Origin of the sequence: Mangrovimonas sp. YM274 (genome assembly GCF_030908385.1) — a bacterium.
Taxonomy (GTDB): Bacteria; Bacteroidota; Bacteroidia; order Flavobacteriales; family Flavobacteriaceae; genus Mangrovimonas_A.
On record NZ_CP133091.1, the window covers coordinates 1,490,685 to 1,505,374 of the forward strand.

Sequence of the window (14,690 nt, forward strand, 5' to 3'; positions counted from 1 at the left end):
ATAAAAGCAGCTTGTCAAATATGTTAATTATGTTATTTTTGCTGCAATTGACCAATTGTTTTTTCTATGAAATCAAAACTAAAGTTTTTAGTCCTTTTATTATTTGTTTCTGGGTTTGTATGTGCGCAAACTACGAGTGATGATGTGTTGTTTACTGTGGATGGAGACCCCGTAAAGGCTTCTGAGTTTATTAGGGTTTATAACAAGAATCTTGATTTGGTAAAGGATGAATCACAAAAAGATGTAGATGAATATTTAAAGCTTTTTGTGAATTATCAATTGAAAATTAAAGAGGCAAAACGTTTGGGACTAGATGATAATGCCCAATACAAAAGGGAATTTGCCAATTACAAAAAGCAACTGACCAAAAACTTCCTGACTGATAATAAGGTGACCGATGCCTTGGTGAAGGAAGCCTACGATAGGATGTCATATGATATTAAGGCTTCTCATATTTTATTTCGTGTAGAAGAAGCTGAACGAGATACTCTTAAGGTGTACAACGATTTATTGGAGTTGCGTGAAAGAGCTAAAAAAGAAGGTTTTGAAAGCGTGTTTAAAGAGTTGAACACCAAATACAAGGCCCCTGGTTCAAGAGAAATTAATTACAAAGGACATGAAACTTATGCTGAGGAGTTGGGGTATTTTTCGGCCTTCAAAATGGTTTATAATTTTGAAACGGTAGCTTACAATACTGAGGTGGGGGAGATTTCTATGCCATTTAGAACGCGTTTTGGATATCATATTGTGATGGTTGAGGACAAGCGTCCTTCTAGAGGAGAAGTTACCGTAGAGCACATCATGGTGTCTAAAGTTCAAAAGGATTCTTCTTTAAATCCAGAAGTAAGAATTAATGAGCTCTACAAAAAAATCATGCAAGGCGAGTCTTTTGAGGCTGTGGCAAAACAGTTTTCAGATGATAAAAGCTCGGCGGCTAAAGGCGGTTTGTTGCCATCATTTAAAGGTGGGCAATTAAGCTCTTCGGAATTTGAAGAAGTGGCCTTTGGCTTGACGGAAAATGGACAGATTTCGGAACCGTTTAAAACAGAATTTGGATGGCATATCGTGAAATTGATTGACAAAACGGGAAACCCAGAGTTTGATACCATTAAGTTGGAATTGGAACAACGTGTAAAGCGTGATTCAAGATCGGCATTAATCAATACGGCTCTTACCAATAACTTAAAACAACGTTATAGTGTTAAGGATAACCAAGAGGCCTTGACTTATTTTGAAGGGTTGATTAACGCCAGTTATTTTCAAAACAACTGGACTTTACCGGGGGATTTTATCAAAGACAAAACGTTCATCACCATAGGGAAACAAGATTACACCTATGGAGCGTTTGGGGATTATTTAGTATCTTCTCAAAGAAAATATTTTGGAAAGCAATTGACCAATACCGAAGTTGTTGCGGCCGAGTATGAAGCCTTTTTGGAAGCCAAACTTATAGAATACCGAGAGCGTAATCTAGAATTTGAAGACGAGGAATTCGCTTTTATTTTAGGTGAATATAGAGATGGGTTATTGTTGTTTGACCTAATGGAAAAGGAAGTTTGGAATACCGCTTCTAAAGATACCGTTGGATTGAAAAGCTACTACGAATCGCACAAGGCAGATTACGTTTGGCCGGTTAGGGCAGATGCCGTGGTTGCTTCGGCGGCCAAGAAAAGAGATATTTCTAAGGTGGAGGATTTGCTGGAAGACAACAAATCGGTTGAAGAAATCAGTGATAAGTTGAATACCGAAAGCGAACAAAAGGTTATTTTTACTAAAGGAATAATGGATACAACGCATCAAGCATTGCCTGAAGATTTTGAATTTAAAAAAGGCGTGTCTTCGATTTATAAATTCAATGATTCCTATCATGTTGCAATGGTAGAAGAGGTATATCCTAGTGGGCCTAAAACCTTCGAGGAAGCAAGAGGGAGTGTTGTAAGCGACTATCAAAATTATATTGAAAAAAACTGGTTGAACACTTTGCATGAGCGCTATAATGTTGAAATAAACCAAGACGTGTTGGCTAAGGTGAAATCTCAAATCCTGAATTAATTGAATAAAAACAGCCTAATCATATTATTACTGTTGCTTACGGTTTTCTCATGCGATTTGTTTAAAAAGACAGACGATAGAGTGCCTATTGCTCGAGTAAATGAATCTTATTTATATCAGGAAGATATTGAAGGTTTGGTGGCAGAGGGAACCCCAAAAGAAGATAGTACGCTTTTAGTAAATGGATTTATCAACCGGTGGGCAACGCAACTTTTATTGGTGGATGGAGCACAAACCAACCTACCAGAGAAGATGCAGCAGGATTTCAATAAACTAGTATCGCAATATAAAAAAGACCTTTTTACCAAGGCTTATTTGGATGCTTTAGTTAAAAAGAATATTGATACCACGGTTAGCAAGGAAGAGGCTCAAAAGGTGTATGATCTCAACAAAGAGACTTTTAAGCTTAATGAAGAGTTGCTTAAGCTGAGATATATTAAAATTGCTCAAAACGCCATAAACAGGGAGGACATAGAGAAGCGTTTTAAGCGCTATGACGAAGAGGATAAAACCTATTTAGATTCAATTTCAATTCAATTTAAATCCTATACTTTGAACGATTCCGTTTGGGTAAAAGTTTCCCAAGTAATCGACAAGGTTCCCGTGTTACATGCTGAGAATAAAAAAGAACTGTTAAAAAAATCTAATTTTTTACAGCTCAAAGATTCATTAGACCTATATTTGATGCAAATAAATGATGTCCTTTTGCAAAATGATTATGCGCCCTTGGAATACGTCAAGCCAACCATTAATCAAATAGTAATGAACAAAAGGAAATTGGAACTCATTAAACAGCTGGAAAAAGATATTACCAAAGATGCTATTAAAAACAAACAATTTGAAATCTTCAATTAATTTAAAATTTATGATGGCCACTTTAGCGCTTATGTCGTTTGGAGTGGTTCCTGCCCAGGAAATTATAGAAGAGCCTGAAGTAGAAAAGGAGGCGCAGATCATCGATCCTAATGCCCGTAAAAAGGTTGATGGGGTTGTAGCTGTGGTTGGAGATTTTGTGGTTTTAGACTCAGATATCGATAAGGAATTTATTCAGTTGCAGGCCAGGGGAGTCTCTACCGCAGAAATTACAAGATGCCAGTTGTTTGGAAAACTGTTGGAGGACAAATTATATACCCACCACGCGATTCAGGATAGTATTACGGTGAATGAATTGGAAATTCGTTCCAATATCGATCAACAGATTAATGCCTTCTTGGAGCAGACTAATGGCTCTATGGATGAGCTGTTGAAATTTTATAATAAAGATAGTGAGGAAAGCCTAAGAGAGGAGATGTTCATCATCAACAAAAATGGAAAGTTGGCATTTGAGATGCAAAACAAGATTGTTGAGGATATTGAAGTGACTCCGGAAGAGGTTAGAGAATATTTTAACAATATACCTAAGGACGAACGTCCTATGTTTGGAACAGAGCTGAAAGTAGCTCAAATTGTAGTTATTCCGGAAGTGTCCCAAGAAGAAAAGCAAAAGGTAATTGATAGGCTAAAGGAATTTAAGGCCGATGTTATTGAAAATGGCGCTAGTTTTACTACCAAAGCAGTATTTTATTCAGATGATGTTGCATCAAGGAAGAATGGTGGTAAATACGAATTGAACAAGAAGCACCCGCAAATGGTAAAGGAGTTTAGGGAGGTAGCTTTTTCATTACAAGAAGGCGAGATTTCGGAGCCCTTTGAAACCGATTTCGGATATCATATCATTTATCTAGAAAAGATTAAAGGCCAAATTTATGAGGTAAGACATATTTTATTGCGTCCTGAAATCACTCAAGAAGCTGTTAAGGAGGCTAAAGATAAAATTGAGCTGATTAGAAAACGCATTGTAGATGGTGATGTGTCGTTTGCTGATGCCGCAAAGGAGTTTAGTGATGAGAAGGAAACCAAACAAGATGGCGGGCAATTGATTAATCCTAGAACTCAAGATCATAATTTCGAGTTGACTAAAATGGATCCAGAATTATACTCTCAAATCCAGCATTTAAAGGATGGAGAGGTGAGTTTAGTATTGCAAGATGAAGACCGAGTAAACCGTATTAAATTTAAAATTTTGACGGTAACAGATAGAATAGATGAGCATGAAGCAGATTTTGCCAGAGATTATTTGAAGATTAAAAGCCTAGCAGAACAAGAAAAGCAATTAAAAGCCATTGATAAGTGGACCGAAGAGAAAATCCAGGAAACCTATATCAAAATTAATGGTGAATATAGAGATTGCGAGTTTAACAGTAATTGGTTAAAAAAAGAAAAATAATATGTCTGACGTAACAGCTGTAGAACAGTTTGTAAAAAAACACAAAGCCCTAAAAAGTGAAGTTGCTAAAGTAATTGTTGGTCAAGATGAAGTGGTAAATCAAATTTTGATTTCCATTTTTTCGGGTGGTCATTCCCTCCTAGTGGGAGTGCCAGGATTGGCAAAAACCTTAATGGTAAATACCATTGCACAAGCTCTTGGGTTAGATTTCAAACGTATACAGTTTACACCAGATTTGATGCCAAGTGATATTTTAGGAAGTGAAATTTTGGATGAAAATCGTCATTTCAAGTTTATCAAAGGACCTATTTTTGCCAATATTATCTTAGCGGACGAAATTAACAGGACGCCTCCAAAAACGCAGGCAGCCTTATTGGAAGCTATGCAAGAGCGGGCGGTGACGGTTGCTGGCCACCATTACAAATTAAGTTTGCCTTATTTCGTGCTTGCCACGCAAAATCCAATCGAACAGGAAGGAACTTATCCTTTGCCAGAAGCCCAATTGGATCGTTTTATGTTTGCCATTAACTTAAAATATCCTTCATTTAAAGAAGAGGTAGAGGTTGTGAAGTCAACAACTTCGGATACTAAATCAGAGGTGAATGCTTTGTTCACAGCAGAGGAAATTATCAAATTCCAAAGTGTTATCAGACGTATTCCTGTAGCGGACAATGTTATTGAATATGCCGTTGGAATGGTTGCAAAAACAAGACCAAATGAACCGTCAGCATCAGACTTAGTAAAAGAGTTTGTTGATTGGGGAGCTGGTCCCAGAGCCTCTCAGAACTTGATTTTGGCAGCAAAATCACACGCCGCTATTCAGGGGAAATTTTCACCAGACATTGAAAATGTACAGGCTGTTGCCAATGGCATCTTAAGACACCGTATTATAAAAAACTACAAAGCAGAGGCGGAAGGTGTTACTGACGAGCAAATTATTGAGAGTTTGTTTTAATTTTGCAGAAGGATACGATAAACTTCCCATAGTCCGTTATTTGGTTTCCTTTTAATTTAATCTTCAATAATTTTAAAATTAGAGTTTAAAGCTAAGTTGGTGTATGTTACCTATGTTTTATATTCTTAATTTCGAAAAGCCCTTTATGGACCTAAGAGACCGCCCAATCATTAAGACTTTATTTCAAGAATCTCTCGGCAACCAGCGGTTTTGAAGCAGAGTTAAATCTAGTGTCATATCAATTAATTATAGCACTATATGCATTTAATATAATTGAATATTGTATTCACTATTTTATTTTTAAAACTTTGTATTAATTCTTTACTTTTGCGAGGCTAAAGAAAAAAAATATTTTAAAAACGGCTTTGGTTTAGATAGAGTGTCTGTAGTTTTTGGACGCTATTTTTTTATCACTTATAAGCCATTAAATTATAATATCTTAAATATGAATATATACAACGATTACATCAAGGAAATCGAAGAGCGTAAAGCTCAGGGACTTCACCCTAAACCTATTGATGATGCAGCTTTATTAAGCGAAATCATTGAGCAAATTAAAGATTTGAACAATGAAAGCCGCAAAGATTCTCTAAATTTCTTTATTTACAATACTTTGCCTGGAACAACCAGTGCCGCAGGAGTAAAGGCTAAATTTTTAAAAGAAATTATCCTTGGTGAGTCAGTTGTTGAAGAGATTAGCCCTGCTTTTGCTTTTGAGCAGTTGTCACACATGAAGGGAGGCCCTTCTGTAGAAGTGCTTCTTGATTTGGCTTTAGGAAGCGATGAGGCCATTGCTGCAGAAGCTGCCAAAGTATTAAAAACACAGGTGTTCCTTTATGAAGCAGATACTGCTCGTTTGGAAGAAGCATTCAAATCAGGTAATGCTATTGCAAGGCAATTGATTGAAAGTTATGCTAAGGCTGAGTTTTTTACAGAACTTCCGGAAGTAGAAGAAAAAATAGAGATTGTAACATTTATTGCAGGTGTAGGGGATATTTCTACAGATTTATTGTCTCCTGGAGCCGATGCCCATTCTCGTTCAGACCGTGAGTTGCATGGACAGTCTATATTTGAGCATAACAAAGAAATGCAAAACGATCTTAAGGCCTTACAAGAACAACACCCGGATAAGCGTGTGATGTTAGTTGCTGAAAAAGGAACTATGGGAGTAGGGTCTTCAAGAATGTCTGGAGTAAACAATGTGGCTTTATGGACAGGTATACAAGCTAGCCCATATGTACCATTTATCAATATTGCTCCTGTTATTGCTGGAACAAACGGAATTTCTCCAATTTTCCTTACTACTGTGGGAGTAACAGGAGGTATTGGAATTGATCTTAAGAATTGGGTTAAGAAAAAAGATGCTGAAGGAAATGTTGTATTGGATGGAAATGGAGATCCCGTTTTGGAACAAGCCTATTCAGTAGAAACTGGTACCGTTCTAACCATTAATACAAAAGAGAAGAAATTATATAATGGAGATCAAGAGTTAATTGATATTTCTGCATCCTTAACGCCACAAAAGATGGAGTTCATTAAGGCAGGGGGATCTTACGCTGTTGTATTTGGGAAAAAATTACAGACGTTTGCCGCTAAAGTATTAGGAATTGAGATTCCTCAAGTTTATGCACCGTCAAAAGAAATTTCTGTGGATGGTCAAGGTCTAACGGCAGTAGAAAAAATATTCAACCAAAATGCAGTAGGAACAACTCCAGGAAAAACATTACATGCAGGTTCTGATGTTCGTGTTGAAGTAAATATTGTAGGATCTCAAGATACTACGGGGTTAATGACATCTCAAGAGTTGGAAATGATGGCGGCTACGGTAATTTCACCAATAGTGGATGGTGGGTATCAGTCTGGTTGTCATACAGCTTCCGTTTGGGATGACAAGTCCAAAGCGAATATTCCTAAATTGATGAGATTTATGAATGACTTTGGCCTAATTACAGGACGCGATCCTAAAGGAGTCTACCATGCAATGACCGATGTAATTCATAAAGTTTTAAATGATATTACAGTAAGTGATTGGGATATCATCATTGGTGGAGATTCTCACACACGTATGTCTAAGGGAGTTGCATTTGGTGCCGATTCTGGTACTGTAGCATTAGCCTTGGCTACAGGTGAAGCGACTATGCCAATACCGCAATCTGTTAAAGTGACCTTTAAAGGAAACATGAGAAGCTTCATGGATTTCCGAGATGTAGTGCATGCTACGCAACAACAAATGTTGAAGCAGTTTGGAGGTGAAAACGTATTCCAAGGACGTGTAATTGAAGTGCACATTGGAACATTGACTTCAGACCAAGCCTTTACATTTACAGATTGGACTGCAGAAATGAAGGCCAAGGCGTCTATCTGTATTTCTGAAGATGAAACTTTAATCGAATCTTTAGAGATTGCAAGAGATCGTATCCAAATCATGATTGAAAAAGGTATGGATAATGAAACGCAAGTACTGCAAGGTTTGGTAGATAAAGCAAATGCAAGAATCCAAGAGGTTAAAACTGGAATTAAGCCAGCTTTAAGACCAGATGCCAACGCGAAATATTATGCAGAGGTTGTCATTGATTTGGACGAGATTGCAGAACCAATGATTGCCGATCCAGATGTCAACAACGAAGATGTATCTAAACGATATACCCACGATACCATCAGACCATTGTCTTATTATGGAGGTACAAAGCAGGTAGATCTAGGGTTTGTAGGGTCTTGTATGGTTCATAAAGGAGATATGAAGATATTGGCTCAAATGTTGAAAAACATCGAAGCACAGCAAGGTAAAGTAGAGTTTAAAGCTCCTTTAGTTGTAGCACCTCCAACCTATAATATTGTTGATGAGTTGAAAGCTGAAGGTGATTGGGAAGTATTACAAAAGTACTCTGGATTTGAGTTTGATGATAATGCACCAAAAGGTTTAGCACGTACTAAGTACGAAAACATGCTGTACTTGGAGCGTCCAGGTTGTAACCTGTGTATGGGTAACCAGGAAAAAGCGGAGCCAGGAGATACAGTAATGGCAACATCTACACGTTTATTCCAAGGAAGAGTTGTAAAAGATTCTGGAGAGAAAAAAGGAGAATCTTTATTGTCTTCCACTCCAGTAGTAGTGTTATCTACTATTTTAGGTAGAACTCCTACTATGGAAGAATATGAGGCAGCTGTTGAAGGTATAGTTTTAACTAGATTTTCACCGTCTCAAAAGCAATTGGTATTAGCTTAAAAGTTGATTTAATATATGTGAAAGTCCGAGTTTTAACTCGGACTTTTTTTTTCTGTCGTTTTAAATCCTTGAATTGGAAACCTTGACATTTTAAGTTTTTCAAACGAGTACATATTTTGTATATTGTAAACACCAAAAAAAGGAATAGAAATAAACAATAAAAAACTTATGGCATTTGATATAGACATGATAAAGGAGGTTTATGCTAACATGGCAGAACGTGTAGATAAAGCGCGTGAAGTTGTAGGTAAACCATTGACACTCTCTGAAAAGATTTTATACTCACATCTTTGGGATGGAACTCCAGAGAAGGCTTTTGTTAGGGGAAAGGATTATGTGGATTTTGCTCCAGATAGAATTGCATGTCAGGATGCAACCGCACAAATGGCATTGTTGCAATTTATGCAAGCTGGAAAACCTAAGGTTGCCGTACCAACTACAGTACACTGTGATCACTTAATTCAAGCAAAACAAGGGGCGAAAGAAGATTTAAGACAAGCCAATGAAACTAGTAAGGAAGTGTTTGATTTTTTGGCGTCTGTATCCAATAAATATGGAATTGGATTTTGGAAACCGGGAGCAGGGATTATTCACCAAGTAGTTTTGGAGAACTATGCTTTTCCAGGCGGAATGATGATTGGTACCGATTCTCATACTGTAAATGCAGGAGGCTTGGGAATGGTAGCTATTGGAGTAGGAGGGGCTGATGCCGTAGATGTAATGGCCGGTATGGCTTGGGAGCTTAAGTTTCCAAAGTTGATAGGTGTAAAATTAACAGGAAAACTATCTGGTTGGACGGCACCTAAAGATGTAATTCTTAAAGTTGCTGAAATTTTAACGGTAAAAGGTGGTACTGGAGCCATAGTGGAATATTTTGGCCCGGGAGCAACAGCGATGTCTTGTACCGGTAAAGGTACCATTTGTAACATGGGAGCAGAAATTGGAGCAACCACCTCTACATTTGGTTATGATGAATCCATGGAACGTTATTTACGCGCTACGGAAAGAGCTGATGTTGCCGATGCTGCCAATGAAATCAAAGATTATTTGACAGCAGATGCTGAAGTATACCAAAATCCAGAGCAATATTTTGATCAGGTTATAGAAATTAATCTTTCAGAATTATCTCCACTTTTAAATGGTCCGTTTACGCCAGACTTGTCTACACCTGCTGGTAAGGAAATGACGGAAAAGGCAAAGGCCAATGAATGGCCATTGGCTGTTGAGTGGGGCTTGATTGGATCATGTACGAACTCGTCCTATGAAGATTTGTCGAGGGCTTCTTCAATAGCACAGCAAGCTTTGGATAAAAATTTAAAAACCAAAGCAGAATTTGGGATAAATCCAGGTTCTGAACAGGTGCGTTATACTGCCGAACGTGATGGTATTCTTCAAGTGTTTGAAAAATTAGACGCTAAAATTTTTACCAATGCCTGTGGTCCCTGTATCGGGCAATGGGCACGATATAGTGACCCTAAAAATGCTCCTAAAAACAGTATTGTGCATTCCTTCAACAGAAACTTTGCAAAGCGTGCCGATGGTAACCCTAACACGCATGCCTTTGTGGCATCCCCCGAATTAACAGCGGCAATAGCTATTGCGGGACGTTTGGACTTTAACCCTCTCACCGATAAGTTAATCAACGAAAATGGTGAAGAAGTAATGTTTGATGAGCCTACAGGATGGGAATTACCGCCAAAAGGTTTTGAAGTTAAAGAAAATGGATATGTAGATCCTGTTGAAGATGGAAGTGGGTTAGAGGTTTCTGTAAGTCCTACTTCGGAGCGTTTACAATTGTTGGAGCCATTTACTCCAATTGGAGATACTATAACGGGAGCTAAATTATTAATCAAGGCTTTTGGTAAGTGTACCACAGACCATATCTCTATGGCAGGACCTTGGTTACGTTTTAGAGGTCATCTAGATAATATTTCCAACAACTGCTTAATTGGTGCTGTGAATGCGTACAACCAACAAACAAACTTTGTGAAGAACCAATTGACAGGTGAGTATGGTGGCGTACCAGATGTACAACGCGAGTATAAGGCAGCAGGGATTAAAACAGTAGTGGTTGGAGATCATAATTACGGAGAAGGGTCTTCCAGAGAGCATGCAGCTATGGAGCCGAGGCACTTAGGAGTAGCGGCAGTATTGGTGAAGTCTTTTGCACGTATTCATGAAACAAACCTTAAAAAACAAGGGATGTTAGCTTTAACCTTTGCAAATGAAAATGATTATGATTTGGTACAAGAGGATGATACTTTCAATTTCTTAGATCTGAATGAATTTGCTCCAGATAAGCCTTTAAGCATTGAGTTGGTACATAATGATGGATCTAAAGATGTCATTACAGTTAACCATAGTTATAATGAAGCGCAAATTGCATGGTATAATGAGGGATCTGCATTGAACCTTATCAAAAAGCAAAATGCCGCATAAAAATATGATAATGCATTATTAAGAAAAGGCTCCTAGTATTATGGGAGCCTTTTTCTTGATGATATAAAAACTTTTGTAGTTATTTTTGAATATGAAGCTGAATAAATCCCAAAAACAAAATATTGTTTTTTTAGTGATACTTGTACTGCTTTTAGTACCACAAACTAGGTTTCCAATTCAATTGCTTATAAATAAAGGCCTGGCTTTATTTGGTCCTTCGATTGAGGATGTTGAAGATAGGGAGGTCCTGAGTAGCTACAATTGGAAGTTAATGGATAGTAATGACAAAATCGTAAATTTTGAGGACTATCAAGGTAAGGTGGTGTTAATCAATTTTTGGGCCACTTGGTGTCCTCCTTGTATTGCTGAAATGGACAGTCTGGAGGAACTTTATGAAATTTATAAAGATGAAGTTGTGTTTGTATTTGTTAGTAATGAAGAACAGCCTGTAGTAGAACAATTTTTAATTAAAAAGAATTACGGTTTTAGGGCATATAGGCCGCTTCAAGCGCCTCCAAAAGAGTTAGAGGTATCTACTATACCGAGAACATTTTTAATAGATAAGAACGGCGCTATTGCTATAGATAAAACAGGTGCGGCCAATTGGAGTAGTGATGCGGTAAAAGAACAAATAGAAAAATTGTTGAATATTAAGTAAGGATGGTATAAAACAAAAAAAGTTAAGCCTTTTCGCTTAACTTTTTTCTTTGTGACCCGGCTGGGGCTCGAACCCAGGACCCTAACATTAAAAGTGTTATGCTCTACCAGCTGAGCTACCGAGTCATTATGTTTTTGAGGTTTAAAACGTCCCTTCTCAGAGGCGTTGCATTCTGTGCGCACGAGAAGATTCGAACTTCCACATCCTAATGGATACTAGCCCCTCAAGCTAGCGCGTCTACCGGTTCCGCCACGTGCGCATACGGTCAACTTAATAAAAAAAGTTAAGCTATTTCGCTTAACTTTTTACTTGTGACCCGGCTGGGGCTCGAACCCAGGACCCTAACATTAAAAGTGTTATGCTCTACCAACTGAGCTACCGAGTCTTTTTGTAATGCGGGTGCAAAGATAGGATGATTTATTTGTTTTCCAAACCATTTTCAAAATAATTTTTTGTTTTTTTGCCTTAGAGATTCATATGCTTTTAGCAATCAATATATAACATGGAAAAAAAAATATTTTTAGTTGGGTACATGGGGTCAGGTAAAACCTCGGTTGGGGCCAAATTGGCGAAAATTTTAAAATGTGATTTTTTAGATTTGGATGTCTTTATTGAGGAAAAGGAGGGAATGACTGTTAGGGAACTATTCAAATTAAAAGGAGAGATTTATTTTAGAAGAGCCGAATCAAAATACCTTCAAGAAATTATTGACCAAAAAGAGATCAAGGTTATTTCGTTAGGAGGGGGGACGCCTTGTTATGGAAATAATATGGGAAGAATTTTATCGGCTTCCAATGCTAAAAGTGTGTATTTAAAGGCATCCATTCCTACTTTAACCAAACGTTTATTTGAGGAGCGTATAAATAGGCCATTGATTGCACACTTGGATTCTGAAGAACTTTTAGTGGAGTTTATAGGAAAACATCTTTTTGAACGTTCACCTTATTATAGTCAAAGTGAGGTAACTGTTCTAACGGATGGCAAGAGCTTAGATGATATTATAAGTGAAATTTTGAGCGTGGAGCAATGAAGCTTCTTGCTTATTGCAAGAAGGCTTCAAAGGTGTCTCCGTCTAGAATTACTTCTACATGTTCTTTAATAGAAGTAGAAAGTGAAATACCTTTAAAATCGGCTTTCACAGGGTATTTTTTATGATTTCGGTTCACCAATACGGCTGTTTTAAATTGCTTTAAGGGAACATTTAAAAAATGCTTAACGCCATAGATTAGGGTGCTGCCAGAGTTTAATACATCGTCAACCAATACAATAGATTTGTTTGTGTAGTCCTCTTGCTTTAATGAGGTTTTAACTTCTTCCAAAGGATGTTTTTTATCAACAATCACTTTGCACAATATGGTATTGATATCGGAAATGTTATCTAGAGAGGCTTTGAGTTTTTGTGCCAAAAGATACCCGTTGCTATCTATTCCGGCTAAAATGACCTCTTTTTCTGAAACGTTACTTTCATAAATTTGATAAGCAATACGACGGATTTTATGTTGGATTTCTTGGTGGTTTAGTATAGTGTTTTTTGTAACAGTCATCGCTAATGTTGTTTTGTCAAAGATAAAGGAGAAAATTCAATAATGTTCTATTCAGTCATCATTTTCACCATAATAGCCTTCAAGATCACGACGGTCTTTTTTGGTAGGTCGGCCGGTTCCTTTTTTTCTATAGTAATCTTGAGAGTATTTTAAAAGTTCCTTGGCTTCAAACTCTTCTTTTGGAGTTAAATCGGTTCGGTATATATCGACAAGTTTTGCACCAACACGATTAGGAGGCACGTCGTTGACCTTAATTTTATAATTGATTTGATCTTTGCGTAATTCTATTGTGTCCGATATAAAAACTTCCCTGCTTGGTTTGGCTACTTGTTCATTTATTTTTACATGGCCCTTTTTGCAGGCTTCTGTTGCAATACTCCTTGTTTTATAGTATCTCACACACCAAAGAAATTTGTCAACTCTCATATTAAAATTATAAAATCTACGTTAATCTTTTTGTACAAAAGTATTATAATATTGTATCTTGCGCACTTAAAATTACGCATTATTGTTGTGTTCTGCCTAACAGTGTGCAATATAGAAAAGGAAAATTAGTTAACTACGTATTAAGCTTTCAAAACTACAGGTTTGAAGGATTAAGGTTAAAAAAAAGCATATGAAATTAAAAAATTACCATGTAATATTGCTGGGAGTGATTTTGTCCTTTGTGTCTTGTAATAAGGATGATGACGGAACGACCTCGATTCCAGAAAGAGACCGAGAGGAACAACAATTGACCGATAAGGATTCTTTAATGGGGTATTTTGAAACTCATTATTATAACGCTTCTACTTTTGCAACTCCTGGTAATTTTTCATTGTCAGATTTGATAATAACCGAATTACCAACGGATGAAGATGGGAATTATTTAGAGCTACCGGATCCAGAGAACAATACTTTGTTAATTGATGCTGTAGAAACCCATTTAACCACCTACCAGGAAACCGAATACGAATACTATATTTTAAGGTTGAATCAAGGAGGAGGTGATATGCCTCACTTTTCAGACAGCGTATTGGCCAACTATTCTGGGAATACAATGGATGGAGAAGTATTTGATAGTACTGTAAATGCCGATTCGGATTTTGATTTACTTAGTGTAATACCTGGGTGGAGGGAAGTGTTGCCTCAATTTAGTGCCGCAACTTCATTTGTTGAAAATGGAGATGGAACGGTAACGTATGAAGGCTATGGTTTTGGAGCCATGTTTTTGCCTTCAGGTTTAGGATATTTTTCTTCGGCACAAAGCGGAATACCTTCATATTCCAATTTAATATTCAAGTTTGAATTGTATCAAACGGAAGTTAATGATCATGACAGTGATGGGGTGCCATCGTATTTGGAAGATTTGGATGGAGATAAGGATTTATATAATGATGATACCGACGGTGATGAAGTTCCAAACTTTTTGGATGTGGATGATGATGGTGATGATGTATTAACAAAGCATGAGGATTTAAATAATGATGGTGACCCAACTAACGATTTAAATAGTGAAGGAGTTCCTCTTTATTTAGATGAAAACTCCACTGAATCTAATCAAGATTAGA

The 14,690-nt window shown here is 37.2% G+C and carries 11 protein-coding genes and 3 tRNA genes; 9 read left to right on the forward strand and 5 right to left on the reverse strand.

Annotation, left to right across the window (positions count from 1 at the left end):
- The first annotated feature begins 66 nt into the window (after positions 1-66).
- The 7 genes from RBH95_RS06540 to RBH95_RS06570 all read left to right on the forward strand — a co-directional run bounded on the left by RBH95_RS06540 (position 67) and on the right by RBH95_RS06570 (position 11,596).
- Positions 67-2,052, forward strand: coding sequence for a peptidylprolyl isomerase (locus RBH95_RS06540; protein ID WP_307901881.1), 1,986 nt, complete (start codon positions 67-69; stop codon positions 2,050-2,052).
- The gene (locus tag RBH95_RS06545; protein WP_307901882.1) at positions 2,053-2,907 is read left to right on the forward strand and encodes a peptidyl-prolyl cis-trans isomerase; all 855 of its coding nucleotides are present in this window, start codon (positions 2,053-2,055) and stop codon (positions 2,905-2,907) included.
- Positions 2,870-4,318, forward strand: a complete 1,449-nt coding sequence (locus tag RBH95_RS06550) for a peptidylprolyl isomerase (RefSeq protein WP_374047817.1) — start codon at positions 2,870-2,872, stop codon at positions 4,316-4,318. The genes RBH95_RS06545 and RBH95_RS06550 overlap by 38 nt, the downstream gene beginning before the upstream one ends.
- A gap of 1 nt (position 4,319) precedes the next feature.
- Positions 4,320-5,273 carry a MoxR family ATPase gene (locus RBH95_RS06555; protein WP_307901884.1) on the forward strand — a complete coding sequence of 318 codons (954 nt, stop codon included), beginning with the start codon at positions 4,320-4,322 and terminating at the stop codon, positions 5,271-5,273.
- Positions 5,274-5,718: 445 nt separating this feature from the next.
- A complete protein-coding gene (locus tag RBH95_RS06560) occupies positions 5,719-8,499 on the forward strand; it encodes a bifunctional aconitate hydratase 2/2-methylisocitrate dehydratase (protein WP_307901885.1) in 2,781 nt (926 codons plus the stop codon).
- Positions 8,500-8,667: 168 nt separating this feature from the next.
- On the forward strand, positions 8,668-10,938 hold the full coding sequence (locus RBH95_RS06565; RefSeq protein WP_307901886.1) for an aconitate hydratase: 2,271 nt from the start codon (positions 8,668-8,670) through the stop codon (positions 10,936-10,938).
- Between the two features lie 133 nt (positions 10,939-11,071).
- Positions 11,072-11,596 carry a TlpA disulfide reductase family protein gene (locus tag RBH95_RS06570; protein ID WP_307901887.1) on the forward strand — a complete coding sequence of 175 codons (525 nt, stop codon included), beginning with the start codon at positions 11,072-11,074 and terminating at the stop codon, positions 11,594-11,596.
- Positions 11,597-11,648: 52 nt separating this feature from the next.
- Here the strand turns inward: RBH95_RS06570 and RBH95_RS06575 are convergent.
- The 3 genes from RBH95_RS06575 to RBH95_RS06585 all read right to left on the reverse strand — a co-directional run bounded on the left by RBH95_RS06575 (position 11,649) and on the right by RBH95_RS06585 (position 11,981).
- Positions 11,649-11,721 (reverse strand) — tRNA-Lys (locus RBH95_RS06575).
- A 50-nt stretch (positions 11,722-11,771) separates the two neighbouring features.
- A tRNA-Leu gene (locus RBH95_RS06580) sits at positions 11,772-11,855 on the reverse strand.
- 53 nt (positions 11,856-11,908) lie between these two features.
- Positions 11,909-11,981 (reverse strand) — tRNA-Lys (locus tag RBH95_RS06585).
- Positions 11,982-12,098: 117 nt separating this feature from the next.
- Between RBH95_RS06585 and RBH95_RS06590 the strand changes: the two genes are divergently transcribed.
- Positions 12,099-12,626, forward strand: coding sequence for a shikimate kinase (locus RBH95_RS06590; protein WP_307901888.1), 528 nt, complete (start codon positions 12,099-12,101; stop codon positions 12,624-12,626).
- A gap of 10 nt (positions 12,627-12,636) precedes the next feature.
- Here RBH95_RS06590 and RBH95_RS06595 read toward each other — a convergent pair whose 3' ends face one another.
- Together RBH95_RS06595 and RBH95_RS06600 are read right to left on the reverse strand one after the other, a co-directional pair.
- The gene (locus RBH95_RS06595) at positions 12,637-13,140 is read right to left on the reverse strand and encodes a phosphoribosyltransferase domain-containing protein (protein WP_307901889.1); all 504 of its coding nucleotides are present in this window, start codon (positions 13,138-13,140) and stop codon (positions 12,637-12,639) included.
- A 51-nt stretch (positions 13,141-13,191) separates the two neighbouring features.
- The gene (locus tag RBH95_RS06600) at positions 13,192-13,566 is read right to left on the reverse strand and encodes an RNA-binding S4 domain-containing protein (RefSeq protein WP_307901890.1); all 375 of its coding nucleotides are present in this window, start codon (positions 13,564-13,566) and stop codon (positions 13,192-13,194) included.
- Between the two features lie 190 nt (positions 13,567-13,756).
- Here RBH95_RS06600 and RBH95_RS06605 point away from each other — a divergent pair, with 190 nt between their 5' ends.
- Complete coding sequence (locus RBH95_RS06605; RefSeq protein ID WP_307901891.1) at positions 13,757-14,689, forward strand: FKBP-type peptidyl-prolyl cis-trans isomerase; 933 nt, start codon at positions 13,757-13,759, stop codon at positions 14,687-14,689.
- The last annotated feature ends 1 nt before the right edge of the window (position 14,690 follow it).